At 67.5% G+C, this 21,194-nt stretch carries 21 protein-coding genes; 7 read left to right on the top strand and 14 right to left on the bottom strand.

From position 1 onward, the window contains the following. Positions 1 to 106: 106 nt before the first annotated feature. A complete protein-coding gene (locus tag AB0B25_RS14590; RefSeq protein ID WP_357178984.1) occupies positions 107 to 526 on the bottom strand; it encodes a cold-shock protein in 420 nt (139 codons plus the stop codon). Between the two features lie 200 nt (positions 527 to 726). Between AB0B25_RS14590 and AB0B25_RS14595 the strand changes: the two genes are divergently transcribed. Then, complete coding sequence (locus AB0B25_RS14595) at positions 727 to 969, top strand: hypothetical protein (RefSeq protein WP_357178630.1); 243 nt, start codon at positions 727 to 729, stop codon at positions 967 to 969. A gap of 408 nt (positions 970 to 1,377) precedes the next feature. Next, positions 1,378 to 2,007 carry a transglycosylase family protein gene (locus tag AB0B25_RS14600; RefSeq protein ID WP_357178633.1) on the top strand — a complete coding sequence of 210 codons (630 nt, stop codon included), beginning with the start codon at positions 1,378 to 1,380 and terminating at the stop codon, positions 2,005 to 2,007. 81 nt (positions 2,008 to 2,088) lie between these two features. Here AB0B25_RS14600 and AB0B25_RS14605 read toward each other — a convergent pair whose 3' ends face one another. Continuing rightward, entirely contained in the window at positions 2,089 to 2,277 is a 189-nt protein-coding gene (locus AB0B25_RS14605) for a hypothetical protein (protein WP_357178635.1), read from the bottom strand. A gap of 188 nt (positions 2,278 to 2,465) precedes the next feature. Here AB0B25_RS14605 and AB0B25_RS14610 point away from each other — a divergent pair, with 188 nt between their 5' ends. Then, a complete protein-coding gene (locus tag AB0B25_RS14610; RefSeq protein WP_357178638.1) occupies positions 2,466 to 4,763 on the top strand; it encodes a helicase-associated domain-containing protein in 2,298 nt (765 codons plus the stop codon). Here AB0B25_RS14610 and AB0B25_RS14615 read toward each other — a convergent pair whose 3' ends face one another. Continuing rightward, positions 4,764 to 5,294: a hypothetical protein gene (locus AB0B25_RS14615; protein WP_357178641.1), complete on the bottom strand. Its 531-nt coding sequence runs from the start codon at positions 5,292 to 5,294 to the stop codon at positions 4,764 to 4,766. Positions 5,295 to 5,568: 274 nt separating this feature from the next. Here AB0B25_RS14615 and AB0B25_RS14620 point away from each other — a divergent pair, with 274 nt between their 5' ends. Beyond that, positions 5,569 to 6,390: a hypothetical protein gene (locus tag AB0B25_RS14620; protein ID WP_357178643.1), complete on the top strand. Its 822-nt coding sequence runs from the start codon at positions 5,569 to 5,571 to the stop codon at positions 6,388 to 6,390. 13 nt (positions 6,391 to 6,403) lie between these two features. On the opposite strand, the gene AB0B25_RS14625 is transcribed toward AB0B25_RS14620, so the two are convergent. From AB0B25_RS14625 to AB0B25_RS14640, 4 genes are all read right to left on the bottom strand, one after another. Further along, positions 6,404 to 7,810 (bottom strand): M1 family metallopeptidase, encoded by a 1,407-nt coding sequence (locus AB0B25_RS14625; protein ID WP_357178646.1) that lies wholly within the window; start codon positions 7,808 to 7,810, stop codon positions 6,404 to 6,406. Positions 7,811 to 7,880: 70 nt separating this feature from the next. Next, positions 7,881 to 8,519, bottom strand: coding sequence for a LysE family translocator (locus AB0B25_RS14630; protein WP_357178649.1), 639 nt, complete (start codon positions 8,517 to 8,519; stop codon positions 7,881 to 7,883). 53 nt (positions 8,520 to 8,572) lie between these two features. After that, a complete protein-coding gene (locus tag AB0B25_RS14635) occupies positions 8,573 to 9,241 on the bottom strand; it encodes a DUF3239 domain-containing protein (protein WP_357178652.1) in 669 nt (222 codons plus the stop codon). A 41-nt stretch (positions 9,242 to 9,282) separates the two neighbouring features. Next, the gene (locus tag AB0B25_RS14640; protein WP_357178655.1) at positions 9,283 to 10,941 is read right to left on the bottom strand and encodes a DNA repair helicase XPB; all 1,659 of its coding nucleotides are present in this window, start codon (positions 10,939 to 10,941) and stop codon (positions 9,283 to 9,285) included. Positions 10,942 to 11,167: 226 nt separating this feature from the next. On the opposite strand from AB0B25_RS14640, the gene AB0B25_RS14645 reads away from it, so the two are divergent. Further along, positions 11,168 to 11,812: a LysE family translocator gene (locus AB0B25_RS14645; RefSeq protein WP_357178657.1), complete on the top strand. Its 645-nt coding sequence runs from the start codon at positions 11,168 to 11,170 to the stop codon at positions 11,810 to 11,812. Between the two features lie 80 nt (positions 11,813 to 11,892). On the opposite strand, the gene AB0B25_RS14650 is transcribed toward AB0B25_RS14645, so the two are convergent. Both AB0B25_RS14650 and AB0B25_RS14655 read right to left on the bottom strand, forming a co-directional pair. Continuing rightward, positions 11,893 to 13,071 (bottom strand): pyridoxal phosphate-dependent aminotransferase, encoded by a 1,179-nt coding sequence (locus AB0B25_RS14650; protein WP_357178659.1) that lies wholly within the window; start codon positions 13,069 to 13,071, stop codon positions 11,893 to 11,895. 233 nt (positions 13,072 to 13,304) lie between these two features. After that, positions 13,305 to 14,219 carry a sigma-70 family RNA polymerase sigma factor gene (locus tag AB0B25_RS14655; protein ID WP_357178661.1) on the bottom strand — a complete coding sequence of 305 codons (915 nt, stop codon included), beginning with the start codon at positions 14,217 to 14,219 and terminating at the stop codon, positions 13,305 to 13,307. Between the two features lie 108 nt (positions 14,220 to 14,327). Here AB0B25_RS14655 and AB0B25_RS14660 point away from each other — a divergent pair, with 108 nt between their 5' ends. Further along, entirely contained in the window at positions 14,328 to 14,915 is a 588-nt protein-coding gene (locus AB0B25_RS14660; RefSeq protein WP_357178664.1) for a GNAT family N-acetyltransferase, read from the top strand. Between the two features lie 192 nt (positions 14,916 to 15,107). On the opposite strand, the gene AB0B25_RS14665 is transcribed toward AB0B25_RS14660, so the two are convergent. From AB0B25_RS14665 to AB0B25_RS14685, 5 genes are all read right to left on the bottom strand, one after another. Next, entirely contained in the window at positions 15,108 to 16,199 is a 1,092-nt protein-coding gene (locus AB0B25_RS14665; RefSeq protein ID WP_357178667.1) for a 3-deoxy-7-phosphoheptulonate synthase, read from the bottom strand. 239 nt (positions 16,200 to 16,438) lie between these two features. Further along, the gene (locus tag AB0B25_RS14670; RefSeq protein WP_357178670.1) at positions 16,439 to 16,909 is read right to left on the bottom strand and encodes a carboxymuconolactone decarboxylase family protein; all 471 of its coding nucleotides are present in this window, start codon (positions 16,907 to 16,909) and stop codon (positions 16,439 to 16,441) included. 117 nt (positions 16,910 to 17,026) lie between these two features. Beyond that, entirely contained in the window at positions 17,027 to 17,905 is an 879-nt protein-coding gene (locus AB0B25_RS14675) for an oxidoreductase (protein ID WP_357178672.1), read from the bottom strand. Between the two features lie 237 nt (positions 17,906 to 18,142). After that, on the bottom strand, positions 18,143 to 18,607 hold the full coding sequence (locus tag AB0B25_RS14680) for a MarR family transcriptional regulator (RefSeq protein ID WP_357178675.1): 465 nt from the start codon (positions 18,605 to 18,607) through the stop codon (positions 18,143 to 18,145). Positions 18,608 to 18,682: 75 nt separating this feature from the next. Next, complete coding sequence (locus tag AB0B25_RS14685; protein ID WP_357178678.1) at positions 18,683 to 19,348, bottom strand: nitroreductase; 666 nt, start codon at positions 19,346 to 19,348, stop codon at positions 18,683 to 18,685. Between the two features lie 210 nt (positions 19,349 to 19,558). On the opposite strand from AB0B25_RS14685, the gene AB0B25_RS14690 reads away from it, so the two are divergent. Continuing rightward, a complete protein-coding gene (locus AB0B25_RS14690) occupies positions 19,559 to 21,178 on the top strand; it encodes an AMP-binding protein (protein WP_357178680.1) in 1,620 nt (539 codons plus the stop codon). Positions 21,179 to 21,194: the final 16 nt, after the last annotated feature.

Raw genomic sequence — 21,194 nt, forward strand, 5'->3', positions numbered from 1 at the left:
GTCCGAGCGACCGCTGCGCCCGCGACGAAGTCGCAAGCAGCGGTCGCTCGGACGCGAGCCACACAAGGGCCGCGAACACGCAGCGCCGCAGGCGCTGCCAAAGAACTCAGTGATCGAGTTCGCGCGCTACCGCCCGAACGACTTCCGAGATGCGCTGCGCGGTCTTGCGATCCGGGTACTTGCCCTTCCGCAGATCGGGCTGCACCTTGGCCTCGAGCAGGGTGATCATGTCCTCGACCATCCCGTGCAGTTCGTCGGGAGTGTGCCTGCGGGCGGGGGCGTCCTTGCGCGCGTTGCGTTCCTGTCCCTGCCGGACCGAGGGGGGCGCCTCGAGCAGTTTGAGGCTCAGCGCCTGTGGACCGCGGCGGCCCGCGGCCATTCCGAACTCGACCCGCTGCCCCGGCTTGAGACCCTCGACACCTTGCGGCAGCGCGGAGGAACGGACGTAGACGTCCTCACCCTCGTCTTGGGAAAGGAAGCCGAAGCCCTTTTCGACGTCGTACCACTTAACCCTGCCGGTCGGCACTGCGCTCACCCGTTCATCATCGAAAACTCGGAACCCCGTCGGCCCGAGCACATCCGTCTGTCGGACCTGCCCCGCGGCGGCGCCACGACCGGTCCTTTTTCTGTGCGAAAAGAACGCGCCCAGCAGGATTGCGGGACGCGATGCTCGTCGAGTCTACCCCGGTGCGAATAACGCGAGCACACCAGTTTTACGGTCGAGCGGTGACGAACCCTTCCGCTGTGCCCCCATCCGGCGGCGCGCCGCGCAAGCGCGGCGATTGGTTACTGCTGCTCGCGCTCGGCCTGTTCACGCTCGGCTTGCTGGCCATCCTCGCCATCTTTCTGACACCGGTGCTCTCCGACGGCGAGCCGGGGCTGTGGCTCTACTTCGGGGCACTGCTCACGCCGTTGGGTTTCGCGCTCGCGGTCGTGTTCGCGCTGCGCTCCGGTCGGAGGTCGCGCTGATGCGGAAGGCATGCCTCCGTCGCGTCAGGGCTGGATACCCCGGGCGATCATCGCCCACGCCAGCATGTGATCCTCGTCACATTACAGGAAGGTCACAGCCCGGTGACGGACCGTCATCGAGCCATCAGCGACGCTTCTAGCTGCACGGAAGCCGTTCCGGCCGTATCGATACCGCGCCGAGACCCGCCGGTACACGCCGGTTACCAAATGGTGATTTTTCGCGCCGATGGACGTACGGTCATACCCAGCCGGGACACCCGGCAACCACCGGCCCGCCGCACCGAACCTCGCCCCGCGGGTACCGGAACCCCGACGGAAACGTAGGGGCGAGGGCGGATACGGACTACCTCTCAGTCCGAACCCGAACCGAAGACCTCGCAGGTGCGTCGAGAGGTAGACGAACCCGATATGAGTGGACGCCATCGCAAGCCAAGCTCGACCGGCCGTACGGTAGCCAAGGTTGCCGTCACCGGCGCCATGATCGGCACTGCCGGCGTGGCTCTCGCAGGCAACGCCAGCGCGGCACCCGACTCCGACTGGGATCGGCTCGCTCAGTGCGAAGCCGGCGGCAACTGGGGCATCAACACGGGCAACGGTTTCCAGGGCGGGCTGCAGTTCTCCCCGAGCACCTGGCGTGCGCACGGCGGCCAGGATTACGCCGCCACTGCCAACCAGGCCAGCCGCGAACAGCAGATCGTTGTCGCCGAGAAGGTGCTCGCCTCGCAGGGCTGGGGCGCCTGGCCCTCCTGCTCGTCCTCGCTCGGTCTGAGCAGCGCACCATCCCAGCGCTCCGCGCCGGCCGCGACTGCCGAGACCCCGCAGTGGAACCCCGCGCCGCAAGCCGCTCAGAGCGCGCCGGTGGACAGCACCAAGCAGGTATTCTCCGCTGTCGATCGCGCCCTCGAAGTTGTCCAGGGCCAGGGCGTGCAGGTACCCAAGGAAGCGCTCGACTTCTTCAACGCCGCCAAGTCGAGCGGCGTGCTCGACCCCGCGATCGTGAACTTCTACGAGGCGAACAAGGGTCTGATCCCTTCCTGACCGCCACGTTCCGAAGAAGGGCCCCGCATCAACGAGGATGCGGGGCCCTTCTTCGCGTCCGGGAACTTTCCGGCCGGGCGGTCAGCGGTTGATCACCGTGCTCGGGTGCATGTACGGCAACTGCTCGGCGGGAACCGGAAATTCGGTGTCCTCACCATACGGCGAGAGGCCACCGGAGCGGGCCGACGAGAGTTCGGTAACCGCGTGATCACCATCGGCGACCTTCGGCCAACCGTTGTCCACGTAGGGTTTCTTCGATTTGTTCACCACCGCCCCATGCTAACCCGCCGCTCCGCGTTTCTCGCCGGTCGTAGGTGTGTGACGAGTATCGTTGCGGACTGGCTGTCGACTGGTCAGCTGGGTTCGGGCGTGCCCGACGAGTTACCCGTGTACTGACGAAACAAGTCGGTAGGTGAGGGATCCGATCACCCGACCCCCGGCATCGTAGGGTGGAAGAGATGACCGCGACCGACTCCCTGGCCGGATGGCTCGGCGCCCGCACTGATGCCCAGCTGGTTACACTGCTGCAACTGCGGCCGGACCTGGCCGTACCGCTGCCATCCTCGATGGCGGTACTCGCCGCCCGCGCCGAACAGCGAGCGTCGGTGCTGCGTGCCACCGAAGACCTGAATACGCTCGAATTCGCCATTCTGGAAACTCTTGCCGTGCATGGCAAGACGCGCACCGACCGAGATGACCCGCCGCTGACCAACACTCAGCTGCACGTGCAGCTGAGCGATCGGGCGCCCTCCGCTGTGATCGATGATGCGCTCGAGCGCCTACTCGCTCGGGCACTGGTCTGGACCGTCGACGACGAACTGCACCTTGTTCCGACGGCCGCCGAGGCGCTGCCGTGGCCGATCGGCAGCGCGACCGAGATCCCCGACGCGCTGACCGAGCTCGAGGTGGTTGCCGCTCTTCCCGACCTGCCCCCCGCCGAACGCGCCCTGCTCGACAAGCTGGCCACGACGGGCCCCCGTGGCCGCACCAGGGACGCCGCGCCGGACACCCCGCCCGAACGCCCCATCCAACGCCTGCTTGCGCGCGGGCTGCTGCACCGGATCGATGACGAGACCGTCGAACTTCCCGTCACGGTCGGCCAAGTGCTGCGCCGGGAACCGGTCACCCATCCGCATACGCTCACCCCGCCGCACCCGCACTCGACCAAGCACACGCCCGCCGAGGTGAACGCGGTCGCGGCGGGCGAGGTGGGCGAACTGCTCCGGCACTGCGCCGGGGTGCTGGAGGCGCTCGGGCAGGCACCGGCGCCCGCCCTTCGGGCGGGCGGCCTCGGCGTGCGGGAACTGCGCCGAATCGCCAAGCAGATCGGCGTCGACGAGCCGAGGGCCGGCTTGCTGGTCGAACTGCTGGCCTCGGCGAAACTCCTGGAGAAGGGGCTGCCGGAGCCACCACCGGTGTTCGATGCGACCGACGATTTCTGGGCGCCCACGCGCGGTGTCGACGCCTGGCTGGAGGCGCCGCCCGCCCGGCGCTGGGCCGCGCTGGCCCGCGCCTGGCTCGATCTGGACCGCACGCCGTGGATGATCGGCATGCGCGACGACAACGACAAACCACTGGCTGCCCTTTCGCTGGAACTGCGTACCCCGCACGCGCCCCGCGACCGGCGCGCGATTCTGGACTTGCTCGCGGAGTACCCCTCGGGCACCGCACTGGACCCGGCCGGCATCGGCCGGGTACTCGCCTGGCGCCGACCCCGCTGGCGCAGGCACTTCCGGCCGCAGGTGGTCGAGCGGACGCTGGCGGAAGCGGCCGCGCTCGGTGTCATCGGCCGGGGCGCACTCGGCTCGGCGGCGCGGGCGCTGTTGCACCACGCGGCGACCAGCACGGCCGATGCCGAGGCCGCGATGGAGGCGGCGCTGCCCGCACCGGTGGATCACGTACTGGTCCAAGCGGATCTGACGGTGATCGCGCCCGGCCCGCTGACCACAGACCTCCAGCAGCGGATCGCACTCGTCGCCGACGTCGAATCCGCGGGTGCGGCAACGGTGTACCGGATCGGCGAGACCTCCGTGCGCCGCGCCCTCGATGCCGGGCTGACCGCGGCCGAACTGCACGGCGTGTTCGCGCGGCATTCCCGGACACCGATCCCACAGGCCCTGACCTATCTGATCGACGATGTCGCCAGACGGCACGGCCAGCTGCGGGCGGGCATGGCGCAGTCGTTCGTCCGCAGCGAAGACCCGGCGCTGCTTGCTCAAGTGTTGTCCGCGCCGGTGGCCAGCGCGTTGGCGTTGCGGGCTATCGCCCCGACGGTCGCGATCGCGCACGCGCCGCTCGGCGAACTGCTGGAACAGTTGCGGGCAGCCGGCTTCGCGCCCGCGGGGGAAGATTCGGCGGGAACGATCGTCGACCTGCGCCCGCGCGGCGCCCGGATCTCGGTGCGACCGGGCGCCAAGCAACCGTATCGGCCGGCGCCACCCAGCGCCGAACAGCTGGAGTCGCTCGTCACGGAACTGCGCGCGGGCGAACGCGCCGCGAGCGCCCGCTCCGGTCAGTCAGTGCGTCCGGATGGCACCCGCACCAATACCGCCGCGACCCTCGCCCTGCTTCAGCTGGCGGCGCGGGTGCGGCGGTCGGTGAACATCGGCTACGTGGACGCCCAAGGCGTCGCGACACAGCGGGTGGTGGAACCGTTGAAAGTGGGCAACGGGCAACTGGACGCGCTGGATCCGGTGACCGGTGCGGTGCGGCACTTCACGCTGCACCGGATCGCGTCGGTTGCCCTGCTGGAGTGATCAGGCCTTCGGCTTGCCGGTGCAGAAGGTGACCTTGGGGTCCGCCTCGATGAGATGGAAGCCGGTAGCGTCCTCACCGCACAGCAGTTCGTCGGCCTTACCGTCGATCCGCTTCAGCACTCGGAAGGTCGCCTCCGACGAACCGCAGTCCACGTGCTTGTATCCGGACACGCGGCTCTCGTTGTAGCAGCTGCCTTCCTTGAAGTTCGGCGCCAGGCACAGGAACGCGGTGGTACCGCCGCCGAGCGTCTCCTCGTACGAGGTGTAGTCGGCCGCGCACTCGGTCTTCTTGTCATAGGACTGCGCGACCTTGTACACCGCTTTGTCGGACGAGCAGTCGACCGGCTCGGTCTTGGAATCGACCGCCGAACCCTCGATGACGTTGATGCAATCGCCGACCGCGGCCTTGGCCGTATCCGACTTGCTCGCGTCCTCGACCAACGAACAGCCAGCCAGCGTGACCACCACCGCGGCCACCGCGACGAGGACAAGCACAATCCGTGCCAGCAGCCTCGCTCCTGGAAACTTCACCTGAAAACCTCTCTCACCGAACGCGTTCACGGACTCGTGAACGCGGTGAGGATACCCGCAGCACCAGGGCGGCCGCATCAGCTTCGCGCGCGACACCCCCGCCACACGTGCCGGCCGTAACCGCCATGAGCGGCAGATCGGTGCGACGCGGACCCACCGACAATCGAAACCTCGCGTAGTCACCGACAATTGTATTTCGGGTTTTTCGCGTGGACATTCGCCGGTTCCAGGAGTTCGGTCGATCCGCACGGTCGAGTCATTACGCTCGATCAGCATGACGCTCGAGGACGTCGCGGGTGAGCTGTACGGGCTGGCGCCCGCGCAGTTCATCGCGGCGCGCACCGCCCGGGTCGAAACGGCCAAGCAGGCAGGCGACAAGGAGCTCGCCGCCGCTATCGGCAAGTTGCGCAAGCCCACCCTGTCCGCTTGGACGACGAACCTGCTCGCCCGCGCCGCGCCCGACGACGTGAACGCCCTGCTACAACTGGGCGCGGCCTTGGCCGCAGCGCAGCGGGAACTGTCCGCCGACCAGTTGCGCGACCTGACAACGCAGCGGCAGCGCCTGGTCAACGCGCTGGCCAAGAAGGCGGGCGCGTTGGCAGCCGAGCACGGGCACCCGGTCGGCGACAGCATCGTGCGCGAGGTCGGGCAGACGTTGACGGCGGCGCTGGCCGAGCCGGAAGTGGCCGAACGGGTGCGCACCGGAACGCTCGCCACGGCGACGACCTACGCGGGCTTCGGGCCGGACGGACCGAACCTGGTCGCCGTAGTCGCGCCGACCGAGCACGTCGCACCGAAACCGGAGCCGGAGGATACCAAGCGCGAAGAGCTGGCGGCCGCGGTGGACGCGCTCGAATCAGCCCGCGCGGCGAGTGATTCGGCACGAGCGCAACTGGATGACGCACTCCGGCGGTTGACCGACGTCGAAACCAGGATTACCGCCTTGCACGACCAGCTCGCGCACGCCGAAGAGCAGCGGCAGTTCAGCAGGGCAGCCGAGCGGTCGGCGAACGACCGGTTGCACACCGCCCAGCGACAACTGGATCGGGCCGAACGCCGGGTGGCGCGGGCTCGTCAGCGCCTCGACGGCCGATAGCCGTTTCGGAGCTTCAGCTGCGCAGACTTTCCGGGAACAGGTATTCCTCCGGCGGCGGTGCGGTGCGGTTCAGCCACGCGTCGAAGAAGCCTGTCAGGTCGGTCTGCGCCCGAGACTGGATGAATGCACGTAACTCCGGCATCGAAGTATTGCCGTAGGCGTGCGCGGCCAGGAAGTCGCGAACGGCAACGAAGAAGACCTCGTCGCCGATCTGCTTGCGCAGGGCGTGCAGGAACAGCGGGCCCCGGTAGTACACGGAGGTGAATATTTGTCCGACGCCGGGGTTTTCCAGTGGAATGTTCCAGAACTTCGGGTCGTCACGGTACTTCTGGATGGTCCTGCGGTATTCGTCATCGACATTCTTGCCCTCCATCCGCTCCGGCCACAGGTAGTCGGCGGTGTAGCTGGCGAAGCACTCGTTGAGGCAGATGTCCGACCAGTGGCGCACCGACACCCAATCACCCCACCACTGATGTGCGATCTCGTGCACCACGGTCTGTAGATCGGTCCACGGCGCGTAGATCGGACGGGTCTGGGTTTCCAGCGAGAACTCGAGGTCGGCGTCTACATAGATACCGCCCGCAACCTCGAATGGGTAGGGGCCGTACAGCGTTTCAGCGAAGTCGAGGATCTCCGGCAGACGCTGCTCGGTCTCCCTGTTTCCTTCCGCGTTCGGCGCGAACGCGCTCAGCAGCGGAGTCCCGTCAGCGCGATGCTGCTCGAGATAACTGAACCGGTCGATCGCGACGGTGGTCAGATAGCCGGCCACGGGTTCGGTCATCGCCCAGCTGACGATTCGTTTGTCGCCGTGCAACACATCGTCGGTGCGCATCCCGTTGGACATCACCTCCCATTCCACGGGGACGGTGGCGTGCAGCGCGAACGTGGCCTTGTCCTGGGGCGTGTCGTTGAGCGGATACCAGGTCGTCGCCGAATGCGGCTCACCCGCGACGAACGCGCCTCCGCTGGGGGCGATGGTCCAACCCGCACCCTCGGAGTCCATCGCCGGACCCGCGTAATCGACGGTGACGGTGAACGGAAGGCCGGGAAGCAGCGGAAGCAGCGGCACCACGGTCAACTCGTGCTCGCCGTTGCGGACGAACGCCGCGGGCAGATCGTTCACCGACGCCATCTGCACCTGCGGCCCGGCGAAGTCGAGATTGAACGTGCGCAGCGTCTGGCCGGCGGTCGCCTCGATCCGGGTGCTTCCGGCGAGCCAACGGCTCGGCGGGTCATAGTCGATGCTGACGTCGTAGTGGCCCACGTCGTAGCCGCCGTTGCCGTCCATCGGGTAGTACGGGTCGCCGAGGCCGGGAGCGCCGACGAAGGGGTCCGCGAGCGGATCGGCGCTCGCGGGCACGGAGCACACCACGATGCAGGCACCCGCGACCGCCGGGCAGATCCAGCCGGACAACCTCATTCGACGACCACCCTTTCGCCCCGAAACTTGTCGTTACCTCAGGTACCGGCCGTGCTGGATGGTAGTCGCGTCAGTCGCCGCTTCCGGTGAGCGCCACCGACGCGCCGACACCGAGGATCATCGCGCCGCCCGCGCCGCCCACCGCCTCGAGCCTGCGGGGCGACTGCGCGAACCACGACCTGGCCGAGGCGGCCAGTAGCGCCCAGGTGCTGTCGGAGACCATCGCGATGGCCAGGAAGATCGTGCCGAGAATCAGGAACTGCACCGGCATCGAGCCTGCGGCCGGGTCCACGAAATGCGGGAGCACGGCAGAGAAGAAGACGATCGCCTTCGGGTTGGTGAGTCCTACGATCGCGCTCTGGCGCAGCACCCGCGTATGCGGAGTGGGGTCGACCGGGACGCCCAGCGCCGCATGCAACGTCTTGCGCTCACGGATCGCCTGAATTCCCAGATACATCAGATACAGCGCGCCAGCGAACTTGACCACGGTCAGCGCCAGCGCCGACGCCGCGAGTAGTGTGCCGATACCGATCGCGACCAGGATCAGGGCGAGATAGACACCCGCACTGTGCCCGAGCACCGACAGCAGCGCCGCCCGACGGCCGAGCGTGAGCGCGCGACCGATGGTGAACAGCACGCCCGGTCCTGGCACGATAATGATGACGAGCGCTGCGGCAATGAAGGGCAGCAAGGCGGACATGGGAACCATACTGCGAGCCTATGCGCCCGCCGCACGGCGAAGCCCGGAGTGCGCAGCCGAATTCAGGAGCCGAGGTCGCCGGGCAACTGGTCCGGATCGAGCAACAGCCGTTTGGTCGCGGTGCGACGCACCTTCGCGGCCAGCGCCAAGTTGTCGGTGAGCAGCCGCCATTCGGCCTCGCCGATGACGGCGCGGGCGCGGTCGATGACCGCACCGTCCGTGGTGCCCCAGGCGATCGGCATGGCGCTCACCGAGTGCCAGCGCTGGCCTGCCTGCCGCGGTGCCCATTCGGTGCGCACGGCGACCGACGGCACCCGCTCCCCTACCTTGGCCTGATGACCGGGCAAGGCACGAACCTTCCTGGTCACCAGGGCGTAGCGCGGGGCAGCCGCCGCTGGTGCGGCGATGTCGACAAGGGCGAGCAGCAGGACACCGGTCGGGAAAGTCGCCGAGATCACTGCGGGCACAAGCTCACCATCGGCATAGAGCTTATCGATGGCGGAATGCCTCGTCGTCCAGACTGCCACCCACAGTGCGGTTGCCGCACCGAGCGCGAAGGCGACCGCGAGCAGATACGCCCACGGATGGGTCAACCAGATCAAATAAGCCGTTCCGGTTGCCGCGACGACTGCCGCGGCGACCGCCATCACACGCAGTCGTCGCAGGTCGGCGAAGACTTCGTTGACCGCGTGGGCATGTTCGCGGTCGAGCGGAAACTCGAAGCGTCGCACATCCCTATTACTAGCACAGTTTTCGGAGAAATTGCCTCCACTTATCCGATGGTCGGCCCCAGCAAGTCGTCGGCATCGGTGATGCGGTACGCGTACCCCTGTTCGGCCAGAAAACGCTGACGATGCGCGGCGTATTCGGCGTCGAGGGTGTCGCGCGCGACCACCGAGTAGAAATGGGCTTGACCGCCGTCGTGCTTCGGACGCAGCAGCCTGCCGAGGCGCTGCGCCTCCTCCTGACGTGAACCGAAAGTGCCCGAAACCTGCACGGCCACCGACGCTTCCGGCAAATCGATGGAGAAGTTGGCGACCTTGCTCACCACCAGCACCGGTATCTCGCCACGCCGGAACGACTCGAAGAGTTCTTCGCGTTCTCTGGTCTTCGTCGAACCCTGGATCACCGGGGCGTCGAGCGCGGCCCCCAACTCCTCCAGCTGCTCCAGATAGGCGCCGATGACCAGACTCGGCGCATCCTGATGCTTGGCCAGGATCGACTCCACCACAGCGATTTTCGTGTGCGCGGTGGAGCACAGCTTGTAGCGCTCCTCCGGCTCGGCGGTGGCATAGGTCATCCGCTCGGCGTCGGTCAGCGTGACCCGCACCTCGATGCAGTCGGCCGGCGCGATCCAGCCCTGGGCCTCGATGTCCTTCCACGGCGCGTCGTAACGCTTCGGGCCGATCAACGAGAACACGTCACCCTCGCGTCCGTCCTCGCGCACCAGGGTCGCGGTCAGACCGAGGCGGCGGCGAGACTGCAGATCGGCGGTCATCCGGAAGACCGGGGCAGGCAGCAGATGGACCTCGTCGTAGATGACCAGGCCCCAATCGCGACTGTCGAAAAGCTCCAAGTGCCGGTACTCACCCTTGGTGCGGCGGGTGATCACCTGATAGGTGGCGATGGTGACCGGGCGGATCTCCTTGCGTTCGCCGGAGTACTCGCCGATCTCGTCCTCGGTCAGCGAAGTGCGCGCGAGCAACTCGCGGCGCCACTGCCGGCCCGCCACCGTATTGGTGACCAGGATCAGCGTGGTCGCCTTCGCCTTCGCCATGGCAGCGGCACCGACCATTGTCTTGCCCGCGCCGCAGGGCAGCACGACGACGCCGGAGCCGCCGGCCCAGAACGAGTCCGCGGCCATCTCCTGATAGTCGCGCAGATGCCATTTGTCGTCGGTGTAGTCGAGCTCGATCGCGTGCGCCTCGCCGTCGACGTAGCCCGCGAGGTCCTCCGCCGGCCAGCCGATCTTCAGCAGCGTCTGTTTGATGCGACCACGCTCGGACGGGTGTACCACCACCGTGTCGTCATCGATGCGCGCGCCGAGCATGGGGGCGATCTTCTTGTGCCGAAGCACTTCCTCCAGAACCGCACGATCGAGGCTGACCAGCGTCAGGCCGTGGAGGGGATGCTTGACCAGCTGCAATCTGCCGTACCGCGCCATGGTGTCCACGACGTCGACGAGCAGCGGCTGCGGCACCGCGTACCGGGAGAAACTGACCAGCGCGTCCACCACCTGCTCGGCGTCATGCCCCGCCGCCCGCGCATTCCACAGCGCCAGCGGCGTCACCCGGTAGGTGTGCACATGCTCCGGCGCGCGTTCGAGCTCGGCGAAGGGAGCGATCGCCTGTCGCGCCGCACCTGCCAACTCGTGGTCGACCTCCAGCAGCAGCGTCTTGTCACTCTGCACAATCAGCGGACCGTCGTTCACAGCCCCTCCTCCTATCGGCTCGTCGGCCATTCTCCCCGACCCCACCGACAACCCCGCAGGTGACCGGCTGTTCTGCGACTGTGGCGACTGGGTAGGGCAGCGACCGTATGCAACACCGGAAGGTCCCGCTGTCTTCCCGAGCGGTGCGCCGCGAACCCGCACCTCGTGGCCAGCAACAGCCAACTGGACCGAGACAGCGGCGCGCGGGGCGGGTGAGGATCGCAGCATGATCGAGATGGCGGCGGTGGCGGGGGTGTCGGCGGCGGCAGTGGGGATGGTGCTCACGCCCGGGCCGAACATGATGTATCTGGTGTCGCGGACCGTGTCGCAGGGGCGGCGGGCGGGATTGGTGTCGCTGGGTGGGGTGGCGGCCGGATTCGGGGTGTACCTGGCGGCGGCGACCGCGGGGATCACCGCGGTGTTCGCCGTGGTGCCGGGGCTGTATCTGGTGGTGAAGCTGGCCGGCGCCGCGTACTTGGGCTGGCTGGCCTGGCAGGCGGTACGGCCGGGCGGAATGTCGGTGTTCGCACCCACGGCGCTACCCGCCGATCCGCCTCGACGGCTTTTCACGATGGGATTGGTCACCAATTTGCTGAACCCGAAAATCGCGATCATGTACATGGCGCTGATCCCGCAGTTCGTGACGCCCGAGCACGGCCAGGTCTGGCTGCAAAGCCTCTGCCTGGGATCAGTACAGATTGCCGTCGCCCTGACCGGGAACGGATTGATCGTGCTCGGCGCAGGCGGCCTCGCCGCCTTTCTCGCGGGCCGACCGCTCTGGCTGCGCACCCAGCGTTATCTCATGGGCACCGCGCTCGGCGCCATCGCCGTCCTCCTCGCGACGGACCGCGCCCGCCCCAGTCCTGCCTGACCGGACGAGTGGCGCGGCACGGCTGCAGTGGTCTGGAGGGCTTTCCCTCGTCGTTCGGAGGGACCGGCAGGTTCGATGAATCAACCGAGGCGGGCGCCGGCACGCAGTCGACGCACTCCTTCGTCGAGCGTCTCGTCGCGCTTGCAGAACGTGAAGCGCACCAGGTGGCTCCACGCGGCCGCGTCGTCGGCGAAGACACTCACCGGAACCGCCGCGACACCGAGCCGCTTCGGCAGCTCCCGACAGAAGGCGAGACCGTCGGCGGCGCCGAGCGGGGTGATGTCAGCGCAGACGAAATAGCCCCCCGCGCTGGCCTTCACGCCGAGACCGGTGTCGGCGAGTGCGGCCGAGAGGCGCAGTCGCCGCTCGGACAACGAATCCCGTAGCTGGGCGACCCAGTCGAGTTCATGGTTGATCGCGTGCGCGACCGCCGGCTGGAACGGGCCGCCGGCGACGAAGGTCAGAAACTGTTTGGCCGCGAGCACACCGTCGATCAGATCGGCTGGACCACAGGCCCATCCGGTCTTCCACCCGGTGACGCTGAAAGTCTTCGCCGCACTGGACACCACAATGGTCCGCTCGGCCATGCCAGGCAGGGTCGCCAGGCTGATGTGCTCGGCGCCGTCATAGACCAGGTGTTCGTAGACCTCGTCGGTGAGCACCAGAATGTCACGCTCGCGGGCGATGTCGGCGATCGCCTGCAGATCCGCGCGCCCCAGCACGGTACCGGTCGGGTTGTGCGGCGAATTGACGATGAGCATTCGGGTCGCCGGCGTGATCGCGGCGCGCAGGCTGTCCAGGTCGAGCACGAACCGGTCGCCGTCGGCGACCAATCTGGCCGTGCGCCGCCGCGCTCCGGCCAAGGCGACCGCGGCGGCGTAGCTGTCGTAGTACGGCTCGATCAGCACCACTTCCTGACCGGGCTCGACCAGGCCGAGCACCGCCGCGCTGATCGCCTCGGTCGCGCCGACCGTCACCAACACCTGGGAGTCCGGGTCGTAGTCGGTCCCATAGCGTCGAGCCCGGTCGGCGGCGACGGCTTGGCGCAGGACCGGCATCCCGCGCCCCGGTGGGTACTGATTGAGGCCGTCGGCGATCGCGCGGCGAGCGACTTCGAGCATACCGGCCGGTCCGTCGGTGTCCGGAAATCCCTGGCCCAGGTTGACCGCGTCATGGCGGAGGGCGAGCTCGGTCATCTCGGCGAAGATCGTGGAGGCGAAGGGACGCAGGCGGGCAACGGTCGGGGGTTGCGAGGGCATATCCGGAGATTATCCCAGCGGCAAATTTCATTGCCATCAAATAGCGGATAGCTATGTTTCACATTTGACCTGGCGTTCTACCTCCGGAATCATGCCTTCTCCCAGCAGGCACCAGCAGCGCCATTCGCGGGCACAAGAGACGTCGAACCGGGGCGTCTCGATCGATGATCCAAGTCCCGGTCCGGTTCGCCCGCGCCCGAACCGGCGCGCCGCCCGCTCTCGCCAAGGGTGGCTCAGGCCAGCCGAACGCCGCTCAGTTTGGCCGGGTTGGCGAGGTCGTAAGTGCCCCAGACCAATCCGTCACGCACAGTGAAGCCGATCGCCCGCGCCGGGAATCCCGCCTTGCCCGCCTGGGCGGGACGCGCGGCGACGACCAGGCCGAGTTGCCCATTGACCGAGGCGAACTCGTAAGCGGACGACGGGTCCTCGGTCAGTCCGTACTTGCGCACCAGCCCCAGGAAGAAGCGGGCGATCCGATCCGATCCGTGCAGAGTGTTGACCGCGGTGGCGGTCGTGCCGTTCGCGTCGCCGATCATCACCGAATCCGGATGCAACGCCGCGGCAACCGCGTTCACGTCACCAGCGCTCAACGCGAGGAGGAAGCGTTGCACCGCGGCGTCGTGCTCGGCGTCGGACACCGGCGCGGGAGTGTGCGCGACGGCCTTGCGGGCCCGCACCGCGAGCTGCCGGGCGGCGTCGGCGGACACGCCGAGAATCTCGGCGATCTCGTCGAACGGCACCGAAAGCCCCTCGTGCAGCACGAAGGCGACCCGCTGCGGCGGCGTGAGGCCGTCCAGCACGACCAGCGCCGCGAACCGGCACTCCTGCTTGCGGACCACGGCCTCCAGCGGGTCCGGCGCACTCGACGGACCACGCGCGGTGACCACGGGTTCCGGCAACCACTGCCCCACATAGTTCTCTCGGCGGACGGCCGCGCTGCGCAGGCGGTCCAGACAGATCCGACTCACCACGGTGGTCAGCCAGGCCCGCAGATCCTCGATCTCGGACTGGCGCGCACCGGCCAGACGCAACCAGCTCTCCTGCACGGCATCCTCGGCGTCGCCGACACTGCCCGTCAGCCGATAAGCGACCGAGAGCAGATGAGCCCGGTGTGATTCGAACAGGTCGGAAAGCAGCGAGGCAACCATCACCGCGCAGTCTACGGTGAGCGGAACAACCGTTCCCATGCGGTACCAGCGGTGGAGCCGAGCGAAAACCGGATGATCCGCTGGCCCGCTCCGTGACAGCATGACGCGATGGACCACTGCGTGCTGTCGAACGGAACGGTCTGGCTGTCGGCGCCGAAGACTCACGATATCGACACGATCACCGAAATCTGTCAGGAACCGTCCATCGGAGAATGGACGACCATCCCGGTTCCCTACGAGCGCGAGAACGCCGAAACCTTCATCACCGACATCGTCGAGACCGGCTGGGCGGGCCGCAGCCCGACCTGGGCGGTGCGGCTGCACGCCGACGGACCGGTCGCCGGAATGATCGGTCTCGCCGAGAACGACGCGAGCGCGGCCGAGATCGGATTCTGGCTCGGCCGGGCGCACCGTTCTCGCGGCCTGATGACCCAAGCGGTGAGCCTGGTGTGCGACTTCGGTTTCCGCACCGACGGGATGGCCCTGAAACGGATCAACTGGCGTGGCTTCGTCGGCAACTACGCCTCGGCGGCGGTCGCGCGGCGAGCCGGATTCCAGTACGAGGGCAGGTCCCGCCTGGGGAGCGTGCAGCGTGGTGCGCGCCGCGACCACTGGCTCGCTGCTCGGCTGTCCACCGACCCGCCCGGCCCGGCCACGGGCTGGCCCGTCGAGTTCGACCACGGCCACCCACGGTGACGACGCGCCCTCCGCGGCGAATCGAGCCGGTCCGAAACCGGCAAGACTCGGACGTACCGAGCACCTGATCGTGGCCGTTCGCCACGCGCCGTCACATCCGGCGATCCGCTCGGGGTGATCGGTTCATCCGAACAGCACCCCTCCACTTTCCACTTCCCCCGGTGCGCCGACGCGCCCCGGGGGAAGCGGAAATCAGCGCTCTCGCCGGCGCTGCACCGCGTCGGCCAGTCGCCGCAGCTGACTCGCTGTGGTGTCCCAGTCCAGGCACGCGTCGGTGATGGACTGACCGTAGGTCAGTTCGTCGGCATGGCCGAGCGTCAGGTCCTGTCGACCGGCGACCAGGAAGCTCTCCAGCATCACACCGACCACGCCGGGCTCGCCCACCGCCAGCCGCCCCGCGAGATCGGTGACCACATCGACCTGCTTGTTGTGGTCCTTGTTGCTGTTGCCGTGGCTGGCGTCCACCACCAGCCGCGGTGGCAACGCCGACTTCTCCAGGCGAACGCACGCCTCGGCTACCGACGCCGCGTCGTAGTTGGGTCCGGTGCTGCCGCCGCGCAGAATCACATGGCAGTCCGGATTGCCGGTGGTGCGGATCAGCGCCGAGCGACCATCGAGATCGGTGCCGGGGAATACATGGCTGGCCGCCGCGGCACGCACGCCGTCCACCGCCACTTGGACATCGCCGTCGGTGCCGTTCTTGATGCCGACCGGCATCGACAGCGCACTGCTGAGCTGGCGGTGCACCTGGCTGGCTGCGGTGCGGGCGCCGATCGCGCCGTAGGACACCAGATCCGCGATGTACTGCGGAGTGATCGGATCCAGGAACTCACAGGCCACCGGAAGCCCGAGCGCGGTGATGTCGACCAGCAGTTTGCGACCGAAGCCGAGACCGGTGTTGACGTCGAACGAGCCGTCCAGATGCGGGTCGTTGATCAGTCCCTTCCAGCCCAGGGTGGTGCGTGGCTTCTCGAAGTAGACCCGCATCACGACGTGTAGCCGGTCGTCGAACTCGGTCGCGAGGGCGGCCAGGCGACGCGCGTAGTCCAGCGCGGCGGCGGGATCGTGCACGGAGCACGGGCCGACGATCACCATGAGGCGGTCGTCGGCGCCGTTCAGCACGTCGACGGTGGCCTTGCGTCCCGCGCGGACGGTGTCCGCGAGCGCATCGGTGATCGGGTGGACCCGACGCACCTCGGCGGGCGAACGCAGTGGGCTGATGCTCAGAGTGCGTTGATCATCCAGATCGGAATGCCGCGCGTCGACGTCAGCTGCGGTTGTCATGTCGTGGGTTCCTTTTCTCGGGGCCGACCCACGGACATCAAACCCGTCGAGCCGGTCCATCGTCCGGCTCGGGGTGGAATGTCGTCAGCGCATGTGGTCGCCGCAGACCAGCCCACCCAGGGCCGGCTTGCTAAAGCTAAACCAGAAATAGACACGCTGCACGTCAGGGAGAGTACCAGCCCGGCACCCTGCGATGAACGCATGGCGCCGGGTCGCACGCTCGGCTGGGGCGGTCCCGCTCACCCCCACTGGCCGGGCTCGTAGTCCCCCGCCGGCGTGCGGGCGATGACGTTCATCCGGTTCCATGCGTTGATCGTCGCGATGGCGGCGATCAGGGCCGAGATCTGGTCGTCGTCATAGTGCTTGCGCACCTCCTGCCACACCTCGTCGCTGACCGCGCGACCGTCGCCGATCCGGGTGGCCTCCTCGGTGAGCGCCAGCGCCGCCCGCTCCGCCTCGGTGAAGACGGTGGCCTCGGGCCACGCGGCGACCAGGTTGAGCCGCAGCGCGGTTTCACCCGCGTGCGCGGCATCCTTGGTGTGCATGTCGGTGCAGTAGCCACAGCCGTTGATCTGGCTGGCGCGGATCTTCACCAACTCGTGGGTGGCCGCGGGCAGAGTGGAGTCGCTGATCACTTTGGAAGCCATGGTGAGCCGCTTGACGAAGCTGCCTGCGACCGGGTTCGTGAAAAGGTTGATGCGGGGTTCCATGGTGTCCGTCCTTCGTCGTTGCCGTTGGGTTCACAAGAAGGACGACGCGGCGTGGCGAAGTGTGACGTCGCGAAATGTGAACTGGGTCACGGCAAACGAGGGCGACGGACCGCCCGCTCAACCGACGAAGTCATAGGTGACGCCGGTCAGCTTCTCCGAGAGCTCCCAGAGCTCATCCGCGACCTTCTCGTCTCTGGATGCCTTCGATGAATCAGAGGGGCCCGGGTATCCACGAATGCCACCCCACCCGGTCGGGCCGTAGTAACCGCCCGGCTGGACGTCGGCGGTCGCGGCGTAGAGCGACGGAAGCGCGCCCATCTCGGCGTTTTGCGCCAGAAGCCGGTTACCGAGCGCCATCAGTGTGTCCTGGATCGACTCGGTATGCGACTGCAGTCCGGTGGCGGCGTAGCCAGGATGTACGGCGACCGAGATCTTCGCCGTGACCCCGGCGGTCAACTTGCGCTGCAGCGCGCGGGCGAACATCAGATTGGCCAGCTTGGCCTGCGCGTAGGCGGTCCAACGCTGATATCTGCGCCGCTCCCAGTTCAAATCGTCCAGATCGATCGTGCCGACCTGATGGGCAATGCTGGAGACAGTGACGATCCGCTCCGAGATCTTGTCCAGCAGTAAGCCGGTCAGCGCGAAGTGGCCGAGGTGGTTTGTGCCGATCTGCATTTCGAATCCGTCGGCGGTGCGCGCCGCCGGCACCGCCATCACACCGGCGTTGTTGATCAGTACGTCGGCCCCGTCGGTTCCCTCGGCGAACTCGCGCACCGAGGAGAGATCGGCCAGATCCAACTTCCGCACCCTGGCTCGTTCGCCGATTTCGGTGGCCAGCTGTTCGCCTTTGGCCACAGTGCGGCAAGCGAGCACGACCTGCGCGCCCGCCGCGGCAAGCGCACGCACGGTGGCGGCCCCCACGCCGCTGTTGGCCCCGGTGACAATGAACGTCCGCCCGCTCTGATCCGGCAAATCCGAGCTGTCCCACCTGCTCATATCGGCAGTCTAGTCCGCTGAATCCGGACACGATCACTCCTTGGGGCAGCACGGACAACCCACGGTCGAGACCGAACTCCCTGCGTGTCGTCCAGCTACCCAACGCACCCGACTATCGCGGTTCACGCACGTTGTAAACGTCAATAGTGTTGTACTACAGCATTATTCAGTTGCCCCGCCCATCGAGGCGAGACGCGAGAGCGCGCGCCGGTGGCCGACTTCGCGCCGCGTGCGCGCCTACTCCTCGGCCTGTCCGGCGAATCGGGTGAGCAGATCCGTCAGTTGATCGGCCTCACCGGGGCTCAGCATGGACACCAGGCGCTCGGCCAGCGGCTCCGCGGCCACGTGAGCAGCGTCGAAAAGATCGCGGCCCGCGGGGGTGATCTCCACCGCTCGCACCCGCCGATCCCCCGGAACGGACTTGCGCACGGCCAGGCCCTTGCGCTCCAGGTCGTCCACGACCCGCATGATCCCCGCCTTGTCCGAGCCGGTCGCGTCCACCAAGTCCCGCTGCTCCGTCGGCCCGCGTTCGACCAGGACGATCAGCACGGCAAAATGACGCAACTCGATGCCGAGCGGCCGAAGCGCTTCCGTCATCACCGCGGCCGCGCGCCAGTGCGCCTGCCGAAGCAGCAATCCAAGCGCGAAAGGCGAGGGATTTCCGGGACGATCGGTCGCTCGCCGAGGCACGTCGGCGGTCATACGACGATACTATCAGCAGTTGACATCACTTGATACGGTATCATTCAATATTAAATTGCCACGATCGGCGGCCGATCAACCGTCCACGAACGTGACCGTCTCGTCGAGCGGGGCGCGGCCGGTGCGGGCATCACGCACCGCGCAGTCCTCGTGCCCGATCGACATGCCACAGAAGAGGATCAGCCCTTCCTGGGGCGACAGAACCTCCGCGACGGACTCATGACATCTCGCCCACGCCATCTGCGGGCAGCTGTGCAGCCCTTCGGCGCGCAACAGCAGCATGACGGTCTGTAGATACATCCCGACGTCGGCCCACTGCGGCGGACCGAGGTCACGGTCGATATAGCAGAACAGAGCTGCGGGTGCGCCGAAACAGTCCCAGTTGGCGATGGCCGCCCGCTGGCGGGCCTCCCAGTCCTCGCGCGCCACGCCGAGTGCGCCGTAGCGCTGCTTACCGAAGGCCGATCGGCGATCGCAGTATGGGGACTTCAGTGCGGACGGGTACATCTCGAACTCCGGCTCATCCCAGGGGACGCCGGTGGCCACGCGCTCGACGGCGCGCTTCTTCAGTTCGGCCAGCGGCGCACCGGTCAGCACATAGATGTTCCACGGCTGGAGGTTCGATCCGGATGGTGACCAGGCCGCGGTGGACAGCACGCGCTGCAGCACCTCCCTCGATACGCGCTCGTCGGTGTATCCACGCACCGCGCGTCGGCTTCTGACCGCCTCATACACGTCCATGATCGCCTCCTCGTCGCCTCCATCTGTTGCATTCCTAACTATCTTATTCAATACTGTTTCGATCGATACTATTCCCGATCGCCCGCCCAGCGCCGGCGCTTCGCCGATCCTTTTCGCGGCGACCCGGCGATAGCAGGGTCAATGAGATAGGGTTGCCTAACCTATTTAAAGGAACTCCGAGCTCGGCTCGGGTTATCTGTGAGGCAGACCGTGACTTCGACTTCCACCACGTCCTCCCCGCATCGCGACGGCTACGTGCCTTTTCCCACACAGACGGCAACGGCGTACCGAGCCGCCGGATACTGGGCCGGGCGACCGCTCGGCGATCTGCTGCGCGCGAGCGCGCGGGCGCATCCGCATCGGCCGGCACTACTCGACGACTCCGGCTCCCGCAGCTACGCCGAGGTCGACGTCGCGGCGGATCGAATGGCACAGGGGCTGCTCGCGCTGGGGATCTCGCCCGGTGACCGTGTGGTGGTCCAACTGCCCAACGTGCCGGAGTTCGTGACGGTGCTGTTCGGGCTGCTGCGCGCCGGAATCATTCCGGTTCTCACCCTGCCCGCGCATCGCCGCGCCGAGATCGAGCACCTGGCGGGACTTTCCGAAGCCGTGGGCTACATCGCGGCCGATCGGGCCGGAGATTTCGACTACCGCGAGCTGGCGACCACCCTGCGCTCGGCGGTACCGACACTGCAGCACGTGCTGGTGCTCGGCGATCCCGGCCCGTTCACCGACCTGGCCTCGATTCCCCGTGACGGGGGCGAGCTGCCCGACATCGATCCGACCGACATCGCCCTGATGCTGGTCTCCGGCGGCACCACCGGGCTGCCGAAGCTGATCGCGCGCACGCACGATGATTACGTCTACAACGCGACCGCGAGCGCCGAAGTATGTCAACTGACCGAAGCGGACGTGTACCTGGCGACATTGCCCGCCGCGCACAACTTTCCGCTGGCTTGCCCCGGCATCATCGGTACCGTCGGCGTTGGTGGCGCGGTCGCCTTCACCGGTGATCCGAGCCCGGAGAACGCGTTCGCCTCGATCGAGCGACATCGGGTCACAATCACCGCGGTAGTGCCGCCGCTGGCCCAACTCTGGTGCGCCGCCACCGAATGGGAAGCGGCCGACCTGAGTTCGTTGCGCCTGCTTCAGGTGGGCGGCGCCCGGCTGGCCGAGGTCAACGCCAAGGAAGTGACACCCGCGCTCGGCGCCACCCTGCAGCAGGTGTTCGGAATGGCCGAGGGCCTGCTCAACTACACCCGGCTGGACGATCCCGCCGAATTACTGCACACCACCCAGGGCAGGCCATTGTCGCCGTCCGACGAGGTTCGCGTGGTGGACAGCGAGGGCAACGACGTAGCGCCCGGCGCAGAGGGCGAGCTGCTGACCAAGGGCCCGTATACGATTCGCGGCTACTATCGGGCGCCCGAGCACAACGCGCGCGCCTTCACCCCGGACGGCTATTACCGCAGTGGCGACCTGGTGCGCCGCCTACCCAGCGGCCATCTCGTGGTCTCCGGCCGGATCAAGGACGTGATCAATCGCGGCGGCGAGAACATCTCCTGCGACGAACTCGAGGAGCATCTGCTCGCCCATCCCGCGGTCCGGCATGCCGCGGCGGTCGGCCTGCCCGACGCGGCGCTCGGCGAAAAGGTCTGCGCTGTCCTCGTCGTCGAGGGCGAGATGCCGACGCTGGTCGAGGTCAAGACCTTCCTGGCCGCCCGTGGCCTGGCCACCTATAAACTGCCGGACCTGCTTCGCCGTAGGGACAGACTTCCGGTCACGGCGGTCGGCAAGATCGACAAGAAAGCGCTGCGCGCCGAGACCTGACCGTCGGCACACAGCC

Origin of the sequence: Nocardia sp. NPDC049190, assembly GCF_040648115.1 — a bacterium.
In the GTDB taxonomy this organism is placed as follows: Bacteria; Actinomycetota; Actinomycetes; order Mycobacteriales; family Mycobacteriaceae; genus Nocardia.